Here is an 18,175-nt window from a genome sequence, read left to right as displayed (position 1 = left end):
GTCGCCCGGCGCGGGGCGGGGCGCTCACGCGCCGCCGCTGCGCCGCTTGTTGAAGATGTCGAAGGCGACCGCCAGCAGCAGCACGATGCCCTTGATCGCCATCTGCCATGCCGCATCCACGCTGAGGATCGACAGACCCATGTTGAGCACGCCCATCACGAGACCACCGATCACGGCGCCGACGACCGTGCCGATACCGCCCTGGACCGCGGCCCCGCCGATGAAGACGGCGGCGATCGCATCCAGCTCGTAGTTCTGACCCGCCGAGGCGACCGCGCTGCCGGCACGGGCCGTGCTCACCACGGCCGCGAGGCCCGCGAGCACACCCATGTTGACGAAGATGAAGAAGTTGACCCATCTCGTCTTCACACCGCTCATGACGGCGGCGAACAAGTTGCCGCCCATCGCGTAGATGTGCCGGCCGAACACCGTGCGATTGAGCACGAACGTGTAGGCGAGCACGAGCACCGCGAGGATGATGAGCACGATCGGCGTTCCGTTGTAGGTGGCGAGCGTCCACGCCGTCGCCATGATCGCCACGACCGCGACCGCGTTCTTCAGCCAGAACGACCATGCGACCTCCCGAGGCAGCTCCATGCGACGCAGCGTGGCGCGCGTGCGCAGCTGCTGAGCCACGAGTGCGACCGAGGCCAGCAGACCCAGGACGAGGGTGAGTGCGTCGCGGTCCGCGACGTAACCGAAGACGGGCGGAAGCCACCCAGCGCCGATCGCCGTGAAGCCGTCCGGGAGTCCGCTGATCGTGCCGCCGGTGAGCAGCACAAGGGTGAGACCGCGGAACAGGAGCATGCCGGCCAGGGTCACGATGAAGGCCGGTATCCCTACGAACGCCACCCAGAATCCCTGCCAGGCGCCGACGACAGCGCCGACGACGAGGGAGAGGATGACCGCCGCCCACCACGGCAATCCCCAGTTGTTCATGGAGATCGCCGCGATCGCGCCCACCATGGCCACGACCGAGCCCACCGACAGATCGATGTGACCGGCGATGATGACCATCACCATGCCGATCGCGAGGATCAGCACGTACGCGTTCTGCTGGATGAGGTTGTTGACGTTGCCGGGCATCAGGAGGCGGCCGCCGGTCATCACCTGGAACAGAACGATGATGATGACCAGGGCGGCCAGGATGCCGTACTGCCGGAAGTTGATCCGGGCGAGCAGACCCCGCCTCTTCTTCGGCGGGGTGTCCACCGTCTGCGTCGACGCAGTAGCCATGTCAGTTCCTTCCGGCGGTCATGTGCCGCATGAGCGTTTCCTGGGTCGCATCGGCACGGTCGACCTCTGCCGTGATGCGCCCTTCGGAGATGGTGTAGATGCGGTCGGAGAGCCCGATGACCTCGGGCAGCTCCGAGGAGATGACGATGACCGCCTTCCCCTGCGCCGCGAGTTCGTTGATGATGCCGTAGATCTCGTACTTGGCGCCCACGTCGATGCCGCGGGTGGGTTCGTCGAGGATGAGCACGTCGGGTCCCGTGAACATCCATTTCGAGAGCACGACCTTCTGCTGGTTGCCACCGGACAACCGCCCCGTGATCGCAGCGACGCTGGGCGCCTTGATGTTCATCTTGTAGCGGTACGAGTCGGCGACCTTGTACTCGCGGTAGCGGTCCACGACCCCGAGCCGCGCCAACCGGGCGAGCGCGGAGGCGGACACGTTGACCTGGATGTCGCCGATGAGGTTGAGACCGTACTTCTTGCGATCCTCGGTGGCGTAGGCGATGCCGTGGCGGATCGCCGCATCGACCGTGCGCACGTCGATCCGCTCGCCGTTCTTGTAGACCTCGCCCGAGATGCCGGTGCCGTACATCCTCCCGAAGACGCTCATCGCGAGCTCGGTGCGCCCCGCACCCATGAGACCGGCGAAGCCGACGATCTCACCCGCGCGAACCATGAAGGATGCGTCATCGATCACGACGCGCTCGGTATCGACCGGGTGGTGCACGGTCCAGTGCTCGACCCGGAACAGCTCCTCGCCGATGTCGGGCTCGCGTGGCGGGAACAGGCTGTTGAGATCGCGGCCGACCATGGCGCGGATGATGCGCCCCTCGTCCGTCTCCGGATCGTCTCTGCGCATCGTCTCGATCGTGCGGCCGTCGCGGATGATGGTGATGCGATCGGCGATGCGCAGCACCTCCTTCAGCTTGTGGCTGATGATGATGCAGGTGATGCCCTGAGCGCGCAGCTGGTCGATGAGATCGAGCAGGTGGGCGGAGTCGTCGTCGTTGAGCGCCGCGGTGGGCTCGTCGAGGATGAGCAGCTTCACCTCCTTGGCCAGCGCCTTCGCGATCTCGACCAGCTGCTGCTTGCCGACGCCGAGCTCGAAGATCTTCGTCGCGGGGTTCTCCTTGAGACCCACGCGCGCGAGCAGGGCCGCCGCTTCCCGGTTCGTGGCGTTCCAGTCGATGACGCCCCGACGCGACTTCTCGTTGCCGAGGAAGATGTTCTCGGCGATCGAGAGGTACGGACTCAGCGCGAGCTCCTGGTGGATGATCACGATGCCGGCCGCTTCGCTGTCGTTGATCGAGCGGAACGCGACCTGCTGTCCGGAGAGGGTGATCGTGCCCTGGAAGCTGCCCGCCGGGTAGACGCCGCTGAGCACCTTCATGAGCGTGGACTTGCCCGCGCCGTTCTCGCCGCAGATCGCGTGCACCTCGCCGGGGTAGACGTCGATGGAGACGTCCGAGAGCGCCGGCACGCCGTTGAAGGACTTGGAGATCCCCGCCATGCGCAGGATCGGTTCGGTCATGGTGTGTCCCTTCGCCGCCCGCTGGCGACGCTCGAGCGGCGGGGCGGGTGACACCCGCCCCGCCGCGTGGATGGATCAGAGACCGACGTCGGAGGCCTTGAGGAAGCCGGAGTCGATGAGCTTCGACTGCACGTCGTCCTTCGTGACCACCTCGGGCGTCAGCAGGAACGACGGCACGACCTTCTTGCCGTTGTCGTAGGTCTTGGTGTCGTTGACCTCGACCTCCTTGCCCTGCGTGATCTCCTGGATCATCGTGAACACGCGGTCACCCAGCGCACGCGTGTCCTTCCAGACCGTCATGGACTGGAGGCCGTCGAGGATGGCCTTGACGTTCGCCTTGTCCGCATCCTGACCGGTGATGATCGGGTAGTCCGCACCGGCGGTGTATCCCGCGGACTTCAGCGATGCCTCGATGCCGATCGCGAGGCTGTCGTTGGGCGAGAGCACCACGTTGACCTTCTTGCCGTCGCCGTAGAACGACGAGAGGCGGTTGTCCATCTCGGCCTGAGCCTTGTCGGACGCCCAGCCCTGGATACCGATCGACGCCCACGCGTCGTCGTTCGCGGGAGCCTTGCCGCTGGGAACGACCAGCTGGCCCTTGTCGACGTACGGCTTCAGGACATCCCACGCACCGGCGAAGAAGAACTTCGCGTTGTTGTCGTCGGGGCTGCCGGCGAAGGGCTCGAGGTTGAACGGTCCCTTGCCGTCCTTGAGGCCCAGCTGCGTCTCGATGTACTGGCCCTGGAGGGTGCCGACCTTGTAATTGTCGAACGTGGCGTAGTAGTCGACGTTCTCGCTGCCGTTGATGAGGCGGTCGTAGGCGATGACGGTGGCGTCCTGTGCCTTCGCCTCCTCCAGCACGGGGCCGAGAGTGGAGCCGTCGATGGCGGCGATCACGAGGATCTTCGCACCGCCCGCGAGCTGGTTCTGGATCTGGCTGATCTGCTGATCGGTCTTGTTGTCGGCGTACTGCAGGTCGACGGTGCAGCCGGCGTCCTTCAGCTTGGCCTGCAGCTGCTCACCGTCGTTGATCCAGCGCTCGAGGCTGCGGGTGGGCATCGCGATGCCGACATTGCAGTCGGTCGAGGCGGCGGCACCGGACGGGTCGTCGCCACCTCGCGTCGACGAACACGCGGCGAGGCTGATGGCGAGGGCGCCGACCGCCACGGCCGCAAGGAGCTTCTTCTTCATGTGATGTGCGTTTCCTCTCTGAATCGCAAGGCCGATAGCGGCGCGCCCGCACTGTCGCTGCGGCGGGCTCGGGGCTTCGTCGTCCCGGCTGATGACCGTCGGAATTATGACGGCTCCGTAAAATTAACCACCTCAGCGAATTTTGTCTAGAGGCCCAACATAATTGCGTGGGAGCGATCCCTCGCAGAGGCGAGCGAAGGAGTGCGAGCGAGCATCCATTCAGCGAACGAGCACTCAATGGGGTGCTCGTTCGACGAACGGGTGCTCGCTCGGCAAGGAGCGCGTCGCAGTTACCGGTTATTGGTGGCGGAAGGCGTCGTCGAAGGAGGCGGTGGGGGTGGGCCAGAGCAGGCTGCGGACGAACTCGACGGCTTGGGCTGCGCCGTGGAGGCGGTCCATGCCCGCGTCTTCCCATTCGATCGAGATCGGGCCCGTGTAGCCGATCGCCTCCAGGGCGCGGAACGAGTCCTCCCAGGGCACGTCGCCGTGACCGGTGGAGACGAAGTCCCACCCCCGGCGAGGATCCCCCCACGGCAGGTGCGAACCCAGGACCCCGGCCCGGCCGTTGCGAGGCCGCATCCTGGTGTCCTTGCAGTCCACGTGATAGATCCGGTCCTGGAAGTCCCAGATGAAACCGACCGGGTCGATGTTCTGCCACATCATGTGCGACGGGTCCCAGTTGAAACCGAACGCGCCGCGGTGATCGATCGCCTCCAACGCCCGCACCGAACTCCAGTAGTCGTACGCGATCTCCCCCGGATGCACCTCATGCGCGAACCGCACCCCCTCCCCGTCGAACACGTCGAGGATCGGATTCCACCGCGCCGCGAAATCCTCGAACCCCGCCTCGATGACAGACGCCGGCACCGGCGGGAACATCGCCACATACGGCCAGATCGACGACCCCGTGAACCCCACCACCGTGTCCACACCGAGCTTTCGCGCCACCCGCGCCGCCCGCTTCATGTCCTCCGCCGCCCGCCGACGCACCCCCTCCGCATCCCCGTCGCCCCACACGTACTCACGCACGATCGCCTCATGCCGGAAATCGATCGGCGCATCACACACCGCCTGCCCCGCCAAGTGGTTCGAGATCGCGAACACCCGCAACCCGTAACGATCAAGCACCTCCCGGCGCGACGCGAGATACGCACCATCCTCATCCGCACGACGCAGATCCAGATGATCCCCCGACGCCGCGATCTCCAACCCGTCATACCCCCACGACGCCGCCAGACGAGCAACCTCCTCGAACGCAAGATCCGCCCACTGCCCCGTGAACAACGTGACGGGATGCGTGCTCATCGACTCTCCTCCGGGTCCGTCTTCTGGCGGAATCCTGTCACAAGTCGCTCACTGTCCGGCTGATCACGACGAAGGAACCGCAAAACACGTGTGGTTTACTACCCCTATGACGGACGCGGGCAGAGCCCTGGGGAGCGCTCCCGCCGGCGCCGGCGACATCTTCCAGCTCCTTCTGGACGGTCGGGCGCGCACCAAAGCAGACCTGGTCCACCTCACGGGCCTCGCGCGATCGACCGTGTCGTCACGCGTTGACGCCCTGCTCGCTTCTGGACTGGTCTCCCCCGCCGGAGAAGCCGCCTCGACCGGCGGGCGACCACCTTCGCGAGTGGCATTCAATCCACGCGCGGGACTCGTCCTCGCGGTCGATCTCGGCGCTTCCCACGCGACCATCGCCGTCTCCGATCTGAGCGGGCGGATCCTCGCGTCGGTCACACATCCGATGGACATCGCCAGCGGACCCGTCGCGGTCCTCGACCACGTCGCCGAGCAAGGAGCGGCACTGTTGCAGGATGCGACTCTGGCCGCCGTTCCCCTGGCGGGCGTGGGGATCGGCGTCCCGGGTCCGGTGGAACACTCGAGCGGTCGCCCGTACAACCCGCCGATCATGCCCGGCTGGGACCGTTTCGACATCCCCTCTTACATCCGACGCACGTTCGACGTCCCCGTCTTCGTCGACAACGACGTCAACCTGCTCGCGCTCGGCGAGCAGGCGGCGAGTTTCCCGGAGACGACCGATCTCATCTTCGTGAAGGTCGCCACCGGCATCGGCGCCGGGATCATCGCGGGCGGACGTCTGCAGCGCGGCGCCCAGGGGTCCGCGGGTGACATGGGTCACGTGCGCGTGCCTCACGCGAGCGCGGCACGCGGCCGCCGTTCCGAGGAGCTCGACCTCGAAGACCTCGCCAGCGGAAGCGCGATCGCGGCGACGTTGCGCGCCCAGGGAGTCGATGCCGAGACGAGTCAGGACGTGATCGAGCTCGTCCGCGCCGGCAACGCGGCCGCCATCGATGCGCTGCGCCAGGCCGGACGTGACGTCGGCGAGGTGCTGTCGACGGTCGTGAACCTGCTCAACCCCTCCGTCATCGTGCTCGGCGGGAGCATCGCCCGCGCCGGGGAGCATCTGCTCGCCGGCGTGCGCGAGGTGGTCTACCGACGCTCCATCCCGCTCGCCACCCAGCATCTCGCGATCGTGCAATCTCCCACCGCCGAGCGTGCTGCGGTGCTCGGCGCGGCCATGCTCGTCGCGCGCGAGGTGCTCTCTGCCGAGAACGTCAACATCCGGGTATCGCAGGCCGCGGACTGACGCCGCCGTGTAAGCCCTGAGGACCGGGCACGAGTGATGCCGACGCTGCCCCGTCAGAGCCGGAGGGTGAGGACAGGCTCTGTGGTCGCAAGCACGTCCTCGACGCGGGTGCCGGGCGCGAGCTCGACCAGTTCGAGCCCGTCATCCGTCACGTCGATGACGGCGAGATCCGTGATGATGCGATCCACCACACGCCGGCCCGTCAGGGGCAAGGAACACGCCCTGACGATCTTCGGCGAGCCGTCCCGTGCGACATGCTCCATCAGCACGATCACCCTTCCCGCACCGTGAACGAGATCCATCGCTCCGCCGGGTCCCTTGACCATCTTTCCCGGGATCATCCAGTTCGCGAGATCTCCTCGCGCCGACACCTGCATCGCCCCGAGGATCGCCGCGTCGATCTTGCCGGCACGGATCATGCCGAAGCTCAGAGCCGAGTCGAAGTATGCCGCGCCGGGCAGGACCGTCACCGTCTCCTTCCCCGCGTTGATGAGGTCCGGGTCCACGGCATCCTCCTCGGGATACGGGCCGACGCCGAGGATGCCGTTCTCGGACTGCAGGACGACCGTGATGCCGTCCGGCACGTGATTCGACACGAGCGTCGGCAGCCCGATCCCGAGGTTCACGTACGCCCCGTCCGTCAGCTCGCGCGCCGCACGCGCCGCCATCTCTTCACGCGACCACACCATCAGCGTGCGCTCCTGGCCTGCACGGTGCGCTTCTCGATCGGTTTGTCGACGAATATGCCCACCTCGAGGATGCGGTGCACGAACGCACCCGGCAGATGCACCGCATCCGGCTCGATCTCACCCGGCTCGACGAGTTCCTCCACCTGCGCGATGCACACTCGTCCGGCCATCGCCGCGAGCGGATTGAAGTTGCGAGCGGAAGCGTGGAAGACGAGGTTGCCGTGCCGATCGCCGCGCGCGGCGTGCACCAGGGCGAAGTCGGTCACGATGGCTTCCTCGAGGACGTAGTCCCGCTCGACGCCGTCCACCGCGAACCGGCGTACGGTCTTCGGCTCGGAGGCCACCGCGACGCCCCCGTCGGGGGCGTACCGGCGCGGCAGGCCCCCCTCGGAGACCTGCGTGCCCACTCCGGTCCGCGTGAAGAAGGCCGCAATCCCGGCCCCTCCTGCGCGGAGCTTCTCGGCAAGTGTTCCCTGGGGCGTCAGCTCGAGCTCCAGTTCGCCGCTGAGGAACTGACGCTCGAACTCTTTGTTCTCGCCGACATAGGACGACGTCATCTTGCTGATGCGATGCGCCCGGAGGAGCACTCCGAGGCCGCCGTCGTCGATGCCGCAGTTGTTGGACACGATGCTCAGACCCTGGGTGCCCTGAGCGAGGATCGCGTCGATCAGGGCCATCGGATTGCCGGAGAGGCCGAAGCCGCCCACGGCGATGCTCGCCCCGTCGGGGATATCGGCGACAGCAGCCGCAGCGGATGCCACCTGTTTGTCGATCACGAACCGACCTGCCTCGTGCGTGCCCGCGGACGTTGGCGCGCCCGCAGGACGGGCGGCGCCGCGACGCGGTCCCCGACCACGTTGACGATCTCTCCGATTCCCTCGATCACCAGCCGTACCTCATCGCCGGGCTCGAGCGGCCGCGGATCGAGGCGACCGCGGCGCCCCCAGAGCTCGCCGAGGCATCCGCCGTTCCCGACGGTTCCCGAGCCGAGCACGTCGCCGGGGACGACGACCGAGTTGCGCGACGCGTATGCGACGAGTTCGGGGAACGGCCAGCCCATGTTCGAGGTGAGGTCCTCGCCGATCAGGCGACCGTTGATGAACAGCTCGGCGCGCATCGCGAGGAACCCGTCGGCATCGAGATACGGTTCGATCTCGTCAGCCGTGACGATCCACGGTCCGAGCGTGATGGCGAAGTCCTTGCCCTTGGCGGGTCCGAGTCGCACCTTCATCTCTCGCGACTGCAGATCGCGTGCCGACCAGTCGTTCATCACGGTGTATCCGAAGATGTGGGATGCCGCCGTCGCCGCATCCAGGTTCTCGCCATCGGATCCGGGCACGCCGCCGATGACGGCCGCGAGCTCGAGTTCCACATCGAGCCGCTCCGTGTCTGGGACGCGCACCACATCCGCCGTCGCGCGCACGGTGTGCGGATTCGTGAAGTAGAAGGTCGGAGCCTCGTACCACTCGGCGACGACGTCGCTCGTGCCGTCGACCGACGCGCTCATCCCCTCGACGTGCTCCTCGAAGGCCACGAAGTCGCGGATCGAAGCCGGCACGAGGGGAGCGAGCAGGCGCACGTCGGCAAGCAGCCGCCGGGCGGCACGATCGCGCCGCTCGAACAGCCGCACCGCAGCATCGAGTCCTTGCACCAGCACATCAGAGACCCGCAGACCGTCCGGGAACGGCACCACGCCGTCTCCGTCCATGAATCCCTCGCCGACACCGGCTCCGTCCATCCATCGCGCGATCCTCATGCGCGCACCCGCGTACGCAGAAGCTCGGCGGCGTTCTCGCCCAGTATCCGGGTCACGTCCGTCTCCTGCAGTCCCGCGCCGCGCACGAAGGCGACCGGGTCGTCGAGCCCCATGTCGAACGGGAAGTCGCTGCCCAGCAGCACCCGGTCGGCTCCTGCCACCTCGACGAGGTGGCGCATCGCCCGCTCGTCGTGCACGACCGTGTCGAACCAGATCTTCGAGAGGTACGTCGACGGCGCATGCGCGCACCCGCGCGCCTCAGGACGCACCCGCCAGGCGCGGTCCGAGCGACCGATCGCTGTGGGCAGATACCCGCCGCCGTGGGCAGCGACCAGGCGGAGTCCCGGGTGCCGGTCGAGCACACCGGCAAAGATCAGGTGCGAGATCGCGACGGCGTTCTCCGTCGGCTGGCCGACCGTGTTCGACAGGTAGAAGCGGTCGAGGCGCTCGTCGAGCGAGCAGCCGAAGGGATGCAAGAAGATCACGGCACGCAGCTCTGCCGCGCGCGCCCAGAAGGGCTCGAGCCGCTCATCACTGAGTTCGACGTCGCCGGCGAACGACGAGATCTCCACACCCGCAAGCCCCCGCCCCAGCACCGCGTCGTCGAGGGCATCGACCACGAGGTGCGGATGCTGCAGCGGGACTGTGCCGAGACCGACGAGTCGGTCCGCGGCGGAGGCGACGTGCTCGGCAATGAGGCGATTCACCTCACCCGTCGCCCAGCTGGCCAGACCCTCGTTCGCCCACGGGTAGAAGTGGTTCGGCGAGGGACTCACCCATTGCCGGTCAACGCCCTGACCGTTCATCGCGGCCAGGCGCGCCTCGACAGAGGTCAGGCGTGCGAACCGATCCCGGATCATGTGCCCCGAGGCTTGAATGCTCGCGAGACCGTTGCGGCGCAGGTCGAGGGCGGCCGCAGCCTGCACCTCGCCCGGAACTCGACGCTCGACTTCCGCATGCAACGCCGGCATCAGAAGGTGAGCGTGGACGTCGGTCACCTCGTCGCGCCCGATCCGGCTCATGCGCGCACCGCCGTGAGCTGCGCGACGCCGAAGATCAAGCCATTCATGTCCGCGTCGCGGACGCCGTCGAGCTGCCACTGCCCGAGCTGCACCGACGCATCCACGATGGCTTTCGCACGTTCGACCCGGCGCGCATGGAAAGCGTCCCAGAGCTGCTGATCGACCTCATCGCGACCCACGAGGAGTTCACTGAGCACGGCCGCGTCCTCGAGTCCTTGGGCCGCCCCTTGCGCGATCGTGGGCGGGCAGCTGTGCGCGGCGTCGCCGATCACGACGACACGGCCTCGATTCCACGGAGCCTCGACGAGGTGCCGCGTGAACCACGTGTAGTTCGCGGCGGCGCCGGCCTCGATATCGGCGCGGATGTGGTTCCACGGGCCGTCGTAGGCACGCGATTGCTCGACCATGATGCGCCGCGCCTCCTCCGGCGAGACCTGCGATCGGTCCTGGGCCGCCTCTACGAGGAAGGCATACATCGCGTCGTCCCCCGTGGGCGTGTAGCCGGCGATGTACATCGGGCCGCCGTAGTACAGCTCTGTGCGCTCAACCTCGGGCGGCAACGACACGAAGGCACGCCAGATGCCCATACCCGTCTGCTCCGGAGACACGCGGATGCCGATCATCTCGCGCACCGCCGAGTGCAGGCCATCGGCCCCGACGAGCAGATCGAAGGCGCCGACGCTCTTGCCGTCGACGACGAGCTCCACACCCTCCTCGTTCTGAGTCAGACCCGTGATCCGATGGCCGAAGTGCGCGCGTGCGCCGTGGCTCTCGGCGGCCCCGAGCAGGATGCGGGCGAGGTCGGGCCGGGACATCCCTATCGCGGAGGGATAGTCGGGTCCGCCGGTCTTGATGTCGGGCAGGGCCGCGACGACCAGAGCGCCGGGCCCGGGTGCGCGAAGGGTCAACCCTTCGAAGGACTTGCTCACCGAAGCGACCGCGCCCCAGACGCCCAACTCGTCCAGAACACGCAGGGCGTTGCCCTGCAGGGTGATGCCCGAACCTCGCGTGGGCAAGGCGGGCTGGGCATCGTAGACGTCGACCTCGACGCCTTCTCTGGCCAGGAAGATGGCGGCGGCGAGGCCCGCGACGCCGGCTCCGGCGATCGCTACTTTGTGGACGGCGGTCATGACAGAACCTCTCTGTTCTGTGGGGGACGGATCACAGCAGGGCGACCGGGTTCACCGGCGAACCGACAGCTCCGGTGATCGGTAGAGGAGGCGCCGAGAGCAGGAACTCCCAGCGCGCGGCACCGAGACAGACCTCGGCGAGCTCGTCGAGGTTCCACATCTCGCCGATGGTCAGCCCCATGTTCGGGATGACCACTTGGTGCAGCGGCTGGAATGCCGCCGCATCGAACTCGTTGGGGCGCACTTCGAAGCCCCAGGTGTCGGTCGCGATGGCCGCGATCTCGGACCGGTGCAGCCACCCGGCCGTGGTGAGCGAGAGTCCGGGTGCCGGCCCGCCGGCGTAGTCGCCCCACCCCTCGCGCCGAGCGCGGGTGTAGGCGCCGGTGCGCACAAGCACGATGTCCCCTCGGCGCACCTCGACGCCCTGCGCCAGCGCGCATGCTTCGAGATCGGCAGCCGTGATGGCATAGCCGTCCGCGAGTTCGCCGTCGCCGGGCGACAGATGGCGACCGACGTCGAGGAGCACACCGCGCGAGACGATCACGCTCGCCGCGTGCTCGATACCCGTGACGAGGTCTCCGTCGCTCGTGACCACATCGCCCGCCCGGCGGCCGTTCCAGGCGTTGCCGTGATCGAAGATGTGCCCGAGACCGTCCCACTGGGTCGAGCACTGCAGCGGCATCGAGATGACGTCGTCGGCCCCTCCGATGCCGTGGGGGAAACCCTGATTCCCGCGTTCGGCGTCCGTCCCCGTGTCGGTCATCGTGTGCACGGGGTTGGTGCGCCGGCGCCATCCCTTCTGCGGGCCGTCGGTGTCGAACGGCTGCGAGAGCGAGATCGACCGCCCGTCGCGCACGAGCGCGGCGGCGACGCGACGCACCCCCTCGTCGATGAAATTGAGCGTGCCGAGAACATCGTCCTGACCCCAACGGCCCCAGTTGCGGAACGCTTCGGCGCGCAGGGCGATCTCGCCCTCGGGATTCTGCCGGTCGAGGTCGGCCGGGTCCTCCGAGGGCCCGGTCACGACTGCTCCCCCACGCAGCGCACGACCTGCGTTCCGAGCGCACCGATCGTGCCGGTCATGACATCCCCATCCTGCAGGAATCTCTTCCAATGCTGCCCGTTGCCCGCCGGGCTGCCGGTCAGAAGCAGATCGCCCGGCAGGAGCGGGTGGGTCTGGGATGCAGCCGAGACGAGGGCCGGCACGTCGAACAGCAGATCCGAGGTGTTGGCATCCTGCATCACCTGCCCGTTGAGTTCCAGTCGCACCGCGGTGTCGGCCGGGTCGACGAAGCGCGCGGGGACCAGCAACGGGCCGGTGGGCAGGAAGCCGGGCGCGTTCTTCCCGCGATACCAGTCGGTGCCGATCTCCTTCATGTCCTTGAGGAAGACGAGATCCCGCGTCGTGATGTCGTTGACGATCGTGTAGCCGGCGACGTGATCGAGCGCCTGCTCGCGTGAGACGCGGAACGCCTCGCGTCCGATCACGACAGCGAGCTCCAGCTCCCAGTCGTGCACGCTGCTGTAAGACGGCAAGACGAGCGGTACGTCGTCTCCGACGACGCACGCGGGCAGCCCGATGAAGAAGTAGGGCTCGCCGCTTCGGGCGCGCTCGTCCATCATGTCCGCGGCGAACGCACGCGCCTCCTCGGGCGTTCGCTCGCTGTTCTGGCTCAGACCCGCCGCCACCAACTCGATCACGTGCTGGCGGTAGTTCGCGCCGGTCTGCAGCACCTGTCGCGGCGCGACGGGCGCCGTGAGTGTCACCTCCGCGACCGGGCGCCATGCACCCGGAGCATCAGCGAAGGCGGCGAGTTGATCCCAGTCGGGATCGGCCAGGAAGGCGTTCAGGCCACCACCCAGTTCGTCATCGTCGAGCGGACGGATGCGGTCGGCGGCGACAAGACCGACGCGCACGGCATCCCCGTCACGGAAGCGTGCGAGCGCGAACGGAGCGATCGTCATGGTGTTCCTCTCTCTGCCCGACCCGGGATGGTCGTTCAGCCGCGACCCTGGACGGCGTACGGGTTGAGCAGTGCGTCCCTGATCTCGTCGGGCACACCCTCTTCCGTGGCGCTGGGGCCGTCGGCCGCGGGGAACGACTCGGTCATCGACATCGGCATGATGCCGTTGCGGTACATGTTGTTCGAGCCGAGCGAAGGCTTCCAGGTGTTCGCCTCCCAGTCGGGCACGTAGTTGCGGTAGCCGCCCGTGTTCAGCTCGATCCGCAGGGTCGAGGGTTCCCGGTAGTAGAGGAAGGTCTGCTCGCCGATGCCGTGGATGTTCGGGCCGTACTCGATCGGCACGCCGTTCTCCATGAGGGTGTCGGCCGCGATCAGCAGCTCTTCACGCGTATCGACCCAGAACGCGTAGTGGTTGATGCGGCCGGCTCGCCGGGAGCCGTCGAGGACGACGCCGAGGTCGTGGGACTTCTCGTTGGTGGTGAGCACCGAGAACACCGAGATGGGCGCTTCATCGAGCACGGTGCGAGCCATGAAGCGGAAGCCGAGCGTGTCCACGTACCACTGCACGAATGCATCGACATCCCGCGCCGCGACCGTGACGTGGTCAAGCTGGCGCGGCGCGCCGGCGACACCGCTGCGCTTCTCGGGACGGTCCGGGAAGATCGAGGCGGTCTGCGGTTCGGCGTGGTGGCGCTCGACGTCCCAGTGCAGGGTCATGTTGTGCCCCTGTGGCCCGGTGAAGCGGAATGCACGTCCGATACCGAAGCCGTCGAACCATTCGCCTTCGATACCCGCAGCCTGCACACGCTTCGCTGCTTCCGTGAGAGCTTCGGCCGACGACGTGCGCCAGGCCATCGTCTCCATAGCCGGTTCGTCGCCCTTCGCGACGACGACGGAGTATGCGTAGTAGTCACCCCAGCAGCGGAGGTAGACACGGCCGTCGTCGCGAGCGACCTCGGTCAGACCGACCTGGTTCACGTAGAAGTCCACCGACGCCTCGACGTCGGGGGTCGTGATCGCGACGAACGACAGGTGGGCGAGAAGCTTGATCATCTTTGATCCTTTCGGCGAGTCGGGTCATTCCGACTCTCCTTCGAGAATCGGGCACTCAGCGGCATCAGGGAATCCGATTCTGTCGATGGGGCCTATCCGTTTGAGTTATGCGCCCGAGATGCGCAGCGCCTCAGGTGGGAGAAAGGCGCCATCCATCGACGGCGAAGATAGAGGCTGGCCGGGCGATCGACCTCGTCGATACGATGACGCAGGAGCTTTCCCGAGCGAAGGATCACGACGTGGTGACCGATCATGCGCGCTTTTCGCGACTCGACCTCAACCTGCTGGTGGCACTCGACGCCCTCCTGACGGAGCGCAGCGTCACGCGGGCGGCCGAGCGGCTGCGCCTGAGTCAGCCTGCGCTCAGCGCCTCCTTGTCGCGGTTGAGAGTCCACTTCGACGACCAGATCCTCGCTCGCCGAGGAAACACCTACGAGCTCACTCCGTTCGCGGTGCACCTCGCGGAGCACACCGCAACTGCGCTCGAGGCCGCCCGTCGCGTATTCGAGAGTCAAGCATCGTGGTCGCCGGCCGAGTCGACACGCGAGTTCTCGATCTACGGGTCCGACTACGGTTTCGTGACTATCGGCACCGTCGTCTCGCAACTCGCGGCAGAGCGGGCCCCCGGCGTGCGCTTCCGCTTCATGCTGCACAACCCTGGCATCGTCGAGGACGCGGCCACGCGACTGCGCTCGGCCGACGGCATGGTCATCCCGCACGGCCCTGTGTCCGATCTGCCGCATCTGGACCTCTGGCAGGACGATTGGCTCGCCGTCGTCGCGAACGAGAACGACGAGGTGGGCGACGAGTTGACGATGCAGAACCTTGCGGAACTGCCATGGGCGCTCACGTTCCAGTCGCGCTCGGCTTTCACCTCCGCGGCCCGCGAGATCCAGCAGCTCGGGGTCGAGCCGCGTATCGAGGTCGTTCTGGAGAGCTTCCTCTCCGTCGGACACTTCGTCAGCGGGACGCGGCGGGTGGGGCTCGTGCAGTCGGCTCTGGCCCCGCACCTGCTGCGCATCGGCGGCATCAGGGTCGTGCCCCTCCCGTTCACCGCGACTCCCCTCGTGAGCGCGCTCTGGTGGCACCCGGCGCATATGCGCGATCCTGAGCACGAGTGGATGCGGGGGCTCTTCGCGGAAGCCGGCGCACGGATCGCGGCCGGCCAGCTTTCGACATGACGACCCGTCTCCCGCGTGCACGACCCCGAAACGCCCGTTCACAGCATCCGCCGCAACGCCGCGCAGCGCACCCGTCCGGTCCCGCCGATCGTGTGCGCTGCGCTCTGGCGCGAGACGGCTTCTAGCGTGCCGCCCCCTGAGCGACTGCGTGCGTCGCCGCCGTCTCCTCGACCACCTGGGCCCGGTTGCCGCGCAGGGCATAGCTCGTGACGAGCGCCGCCACGGCGGCTGCGACGCCCACGATGCCCACCGCCGCCGGAAGGGCGCCGACCACGGCAGCCAGGATGCCGACGAGGATCGGCGTCAAGAACTGGCCGAGGAAGAACGCGGCCGTCCACAGCCCCGTCACCCGGCCGCGCTCCGCGAAAGTCGTCGTGGCGACGACCCAACGCAGCAGCGAGGGCAGAAGGAGTCCCGAACCGAACGATGCCACGACAGCACCCGCGACGAGACCGGGGAGCGCGGGCACGATCCAGATGACGATCATGCCCACGGCCTGGAGCGCGAAGGCGATGGGGATGAGGCGCAGGTCCACACGGCGCACCAGGCGCGCGAACAGGATCCCGCCGATCGCGGTGGCCAGGGACGCCCCCGCCGCGACCGCGCCGATCACCGCCGTGTCGGACGCCGCAATACCCGTTCCGACGACGAGGTAGCTGATCTCGATCACGATGATGTAGAACGTGAAGCCTGCGAAGGCACTGACGAACAGGCGCGCCCCGATGCGGCGCCACGGGATCGGCACGCGGACGCGGGACTCAGCGGCTCGCGCGCCGGCCGCCGACCGCGGCTCCCAGAGGGCGAAGACCATAGGAACGGCGATGAGAAGACTGATCCCGTAAACCCAGAACGGCGTGTGCCATCCGCCCGCGCCGAGCGCCCCTCCCACGACGATGAACAGCGTGGCGGCGAGCGTCGTGGCAACGGTCTGCGCGGCGAGGTAACGGTTTCGGCGCTGATCGTGGAAGTAGTCCACGATCAGCGCCGTGCAGACCGTCATGATGGCGGCCTCGCAGACGCCCACCAGTACACGACTGATGAGGATCTCGGTGAGCCCGTCCATCCAGGCGGGGGCCGTGCCCACGAGGGCGTACGCGATCATGGCGACGATCAGCAGCGTTTTGCGCCCGATGCGATCGACGATCTGACCGGCGAACGGCGCCATGAGCGCGATGAACAGCGCCGGCAGCGCCACGATCATGGGCACGAGGACTTCGGCCCCCGGCTCGGCGGCGAAGTGTTCGGACAGCTGAGGCAGAACGGGAGTGATGAGCACGGAGCCGAGCACCGGCATGCAGCTTCCCGCCAGAAGAAGAATGCCCTGGAAGGTTCCCGCCCGGTGGGTTCGGTGTGTGGTGGTAGATGCAGACGTCATCGTCGTGTCTCCTTCGGACTCCCCGCAACGGCGCGAGGATCCCTCCATTGGAGCGCCGGCGAGGGATCGGGGGAAGCCGACATCAGTGATCCAGCGCATCGACGCAGGAGATGCGCGATCCGCGTGTAAGCCCTGAGGGCCGGGCACGTCCAGCCCTTCCTTCGGCGGGCGACCAGCCACCAAGGTGGAGACCGTGGACATCACGGATGAAGTCGGCACCTGGGTCGCGCAGCAGCGGTGGTACGCCGGGAAGAGCCATGAACCGCGCTTCCGCGTGCTCGACGCCCAACCCGCCCCGGCCGCCACCCGCTATCTGCTGATGGACGACGCCGGCACGCTCCCCGCGCTGTACCACGTGCCCGTCGGAGTCGTCTCGCACGCGGACGAGGGTGACGACGTGATCGGCCGGGCGGTCGACGGGCTCCTCGTAGATGCGGCGCGGCAGAGCGCCTTCGCGATCGGCACTCTCGAAGCCATGGGCGTCGATGTGAGCCGCGTGACGGGGTCGCGCGTGCTGGCCGTCGAGCAGTCGAACACGTCGATCGTCTTCGAGGAGGACGGCGAGCCGTCCATCATCATGAAGCTCTTCCGCACACTTCACCACGGGGAGAACCCCGACGTCACCGTGCAGCGGGTGCTGAGCGCCGCCGGGTCACCGTACGTCCCTCGGTTCTACGGGAGCCTGGATGCCGAGTGGCCGGATGTCGGGCGCGGATCCGGTGTGGCTCGGGGCACGCTCGCTTTCGCGCAGGAGTTCCTCCGGGGCGTCCGTGATGGTTGGTCCGTGGCGCTCGAGGCGGCGCGCGAGGGACGCGACTTCACCGAGGCCGCCCGCGACCTCGGGACGGCGGTGGCCGGGGTGCACGGCGCTCTCGGCCAGGCCCTGGGCGCATCCGCTCCCGACCCGGATGCGGTCGCGGCCGTGGGGGTCGCCTGGCAGCGGCGGCTTCAGATCGCCGCTGCGGAGGTTCCGGCGGTCGCCGACCGTCTCCCCGCGATCGAGGCGGTCTACCGCTCCGCTCTCGAACGGACATGGCCCCTGCTGCAGCGCATCCATGGGGACCTGCATCTCGGCCAGGTGCTCGCCGTCCCGCACGGCGGCTGGCGCCTCGTCGACTTCGAGGGGGAACCGCTGCGTCCGATGACCGAGCGGGCGATCCCCGATCTCCCCCCGCGCGACGTGGCGGGCATGCTGCGCTCCTTCGACTACGCGGGAGCCGTCGGAGAAGCTCCCGACGCCGCGGCGTGGTCCGCCGCCTGCCGCGGGGCATTCCTCGATGCGTATGCGAACGCGCCGGGCGCGGTTGCGCTCGATCCCGTCCTGCTGCGCGCCCTCGTGCTCGACAAGGCCGTCTACGAGTCGATCTACGAGGCGCGCAACCGGCCCGATTGGCTTGCGGTGCCCCTGTCCGGGATCGACGCGGCGCTGGCCGGCTGAC

General features: G+C 67.8%; 16 protein-coding genes. 3 read left to right on the top strand and 13 right to left on the bottom strand.

Translation table 11 applies throughout. The features are described 5' to 3' along the window. Positions 1–24 precede the first annotated feature (24 nt). The 4 genes from mmsB to LXM64_RS01925 form a co-directional block, all read right to left on the bottom strand. On the bottom strand, positions 25–1,236 hold the full coding sequence (gene mmsB, locus LXM64_RS01940; RefSeq protein ID WP_137418164.1) for a multiple monosaccharide ABC transporter permease: 1,212 nt from the start codon (positions 1,234–1,236) through the stop codon (positions 25–27). Between the two features lies 1 nt (position 1,237). Beyond that, the gene (gene mmsA / locus LXM64_RS01935; RefSeq protein ID WP_137418165.1) at positions 1,238–2,767 is read right to left on the bottom strand and encodes a multiple monosaccharide ABC transporter ATP-binding protein; all 1,530 of its coding nucleotides are present in this window, start codon (positions 2,765–2,767) and stop codon (positions 1,238–1,240) included. 75 nt (positions 2,768–2,842) lie between these two features. Then, positions 2,843–3,958: a multiple monosaccharide ABC transporter substrate-binding protein gene (gene chvE / locus LXM64_RS01930; protein WP_137418166.1), complete on the bottom strand. Its 1,116-nt coding sequence runs from the start codon at positions 3,956–3,958 to the stop codon at positions 2,843–2,845. A 297-nt stretch (positions 3,959–4,255) separates the two neighbouring features. Then, entirely contained in the window at positions 4,256–5,263 is a 1,008-nt protein-coding gene (locus LXM64_RS01925; protein WP_234074407.1) for a sugar phosphate isomerase/epimerase family protein, read from the bottom strand. A 106-nt stretch (positions 5,264–5,369) separates the two neighbouring features. Between LXM64_RS01925 and LXM64_RS01920 the strand changes: the two genes are divergently transcribed. Then, positions 5,370–6,566, top strand: coding sequence for an ROK family transcriptional regulator (locus tag LXM64_RS01920; RefSeq protein WP_234074406.1), 1,197 nt, complete (start codon positions 5,370–5,372; stop codon positions 6,564–6,566). Between the two features lie 53 nt (positions 6,567–6,619). On the opposite strand, the gene LXM64_RS01915 is transcribed toward LXM64_RS01920, so the two are convergent. Genes LXM64_RS01915 through LXM64_RS01880 form a run of 8 tightly spaced genes read right to left on the bottom strand, consistent with a single transcriptional unit; the run spans position 6,620 to position 14,180 of the window. Continuing rightward, entirely contained in the window at positions 6,620–7,255 is a 636-nt protein-coding gene (locus LXM64_RS01915; protein WP_234074405.1) for a CoA transferase subunit B, read from the bottom strand. Further along, entirely contained in the window at positions 7,255–8,031 is a 777-nt protein-coding gene (locus tag LXM64_RS01910) for a CoA transferase subunit A (protein WP_234074404.1), read from the bottom strand. The genes LXM64_RS01915 and LXM64_RS01910 overlap by 1 nt, the downstream gene beginning before the upstream one ends. Then, entirely contained in the window at positions 8,028–9,011 is a 984-nt protein-coding gene (locus tag LXM64_RS01905; RefSeq protein ID WP_234074403.1) for a fumarylacetoacetate hydrolase family protein, read from the bottom strand. The genes LXM64_RS01910 and LXM64_RS01905 overlap by 4 nt, the downstream gene beginning before the upstream one ends. Beyond that, entirely contained in the window at positions 9,008–10,033 is a 1,026-nt protein-coding gene (locus LXM64_RS01900; protein WP_234074402.1) for an amidohydrolase family protein, read from the bottom strand. Before LXM64_RS01900 ends, LXM64_RS01905 begins: the two co-directional genes overlap by 4 nt. Then, the gene (locus tag LXM64_RS01895; RefSeq protein WP_234074401.1) at positions 10,030–11,163 is read right to left on the bottom strand and encodes an FAD-dependent monooxygenase; all 1,134 of its coding nucleotides are present in this window, start codon (positions 11,161–11,163) and stop codon (positions 10,030–10,032) included. The genes LXM64_RS01900 and LXM64_RS01895 overlap by 4 nt, the downstream gene beginning before the upstream one ends. A gap of 31 nt (positions 11,164–11,194) precedes the next feature. Then, on the bottom strand, positions 11,195–12,187 hold the full coding sequence (locus LXM64_RS01890) for a cyclase family protein (protein ID WP_234074400.1): 993 nt from the start codon (positions 12,185–12,187) through the stop codon (positions 11,195–11,197). Continuing rightward, entirely contained in the window at positions 12,184–13,128 is a 945-nt protein-coding gene (locus LXM64_RS01885) for a fumarylacetoacetate hydrolase family protein (RefSeq protein ID WP_234074399.1), read from the bottom strand. The genes LXM64_RS01890 and LXM64_RS01885 overlap by 4 nt, the downstream gene beginning before the upstream one ends. 35 nt (positions 13,129–13,163) lie before the next feature. Further along, a complete protein-coding gene (locus tag LXM64_RS01880; RefSeq protein WP_234074398.1) occupies positions 13,164–14,180 on the bottom strand; it encodes a VOC family protein in 1,017 nt (338 codons plus the stop codon). 242 nt (positions 14,181–14,422) lie between these two features. Here LXM64_RS01880 and LXM64_RS01875 point away from each other — a divergent pair, with 242 nt between their 5' ends. Continuing rightward, complete coding sequence (locus tag LXM64_RS01875) at positions 14,423–15,361, top strand: LysR family transcriptional regulator (protein ID WP_234075512.1); 939 nt, start codon at positions 14,423–14,425, stop codon at positions 15,359–15,361. A gap of 121 nt (positions 15,362–15,482) precedes the next feature. Here the strand turns inward: LXM64_RS01875 and LXM64_RS01870 are convergent, their stop codons facing one another. After that, a complete protein-coding gene (locus LXM64_RS01870) occupies positions 15,483–16,736 on the bottom strand; it encodes an MFS transporter (protein WP_234074397.1) in 1,254 nt (417 codons plus the stop codon). A 193-nt stretch (positions 16,737–16,929) separates the two neighbouring features. On the opposite strand from LXM64_RS01870, the gene LXM64_RS01865 reads away from it, so the two are divergent. Next, positions 16,930–18,174: a maltokinase N-terminal cap-like domain-containing protein gene (locus LXM64_RS01865; RefSeq protein WP_234074396.1), complete on the top strand. Its 1,245-nt coding sequence runs from the start codon at positions 16,930–16,932 to the stop codon at positions 18,172–18,174. The last annotated feature ends 1 nt before the right edge of the window (position 18,175 follow it).

This window comes from Microbacterium binotii, assembly GCF_021398715.1.
Taxonomy (GTDB): domain Bacteria; phylum Actinomycetota; class Actinomycetes; order Actinomycetales; family Microbacteriaceae; genus Microbacterium; species Microbacterium binotii_A.
Note: the sequence above shows the minus strand (reverse complement) of the source record. Positions and strands in the feature narration are given on the sequence as shown.

Excerpts from the sequence above, each read along its gene's own strand:
- LXM64_RS01895 (WP_234074401.1), bottom strand. The coding sequence starts at position 11,163 with ATGACCGCCGTCCACAAAGTAGCGATCGCCGGAGCCGGCGTCGCGGGC.
- LXM64_RS01870 (WP_234074397.1), bottom strand. The coding sequence starts at position 16,736 with ATGACGTCTGCATCTACCACCACACACCGAACCCACCGGGCGGGAACC.
- mmsB (WP_137418164.1), bottom strand. The coding sequence starts at position 1,236 with ATGGCTACTGCGTCGACGCAGACGGTGGACACCCCGCCGAAGAAGAGG.
- LXM64_RS01885 (WP_234074399.1), bottom strand. The coding sequence starts at position 13,128 with ATGACGATCGCTCCGTTCGCGCTCGCACGCTTCCGTGACGGGGATGCC.
- LXM64_RS01905 (WP_234074403.1), bottom strand. The coding sequence starts at position 9,011 with ATGAGGATCGCGCGATGGATGGACGGAGCCGGTGTCGGCGAGGGATTC.
- chvE (WP_137418166.1), bottom strand. The coding sequence starts at position 3,958 with ATGAAGAAGAAGCTCCTTGCGGCCGTGGCGGTCGGCGCCCTCGCCATC.
- LXM64_RS01920 (WP_234074406.1), top strand. The coding sequence starts at position 5,370 with ATGACGGACGCGGGCAGAGCCCTGGGGAGCGCTCCCGCCGGCGCCGGC.
- LXM64_RS01900 (WP_234074402.1), bottom strand. The coding sequence starts at position 10,033 with ATGAGCCGGATCGGGCGCGACGAGGTGACCGACGTCCACGCTCACCTT.
- LXM64_RS01925 (WP_234074407.1), bottom strand. The coding sequence starts at position 5,263 with ATGAGCACGCATCCCGTCACGTTGTTCACGGGGCAGTGGGCGGATCTT.
- mmsA (WP_137418165.1), bottom strand. The coding sequence starts at position 2,767 with ATGACCGAACCGATCCTGCGCATGGCGGGGATCTCCAAGTCCTTCAAC.
- LXM64_RS01915 (WP_234074405.1), bottom strand. The coding sequence starts at position 7,255 with ATGGTGTGGTCGCGTGAAGAGATGGCGGCGCGTGCGGCGCGCGAGCTG.
- LXM64_RS01880 (WP_234074398.1), bottom strand. The coding sequence starts at position 14,180 with ATGATCAAGCTTCTCGCCCACCTGTCGTTCGTCGCGATCACGACCCCC.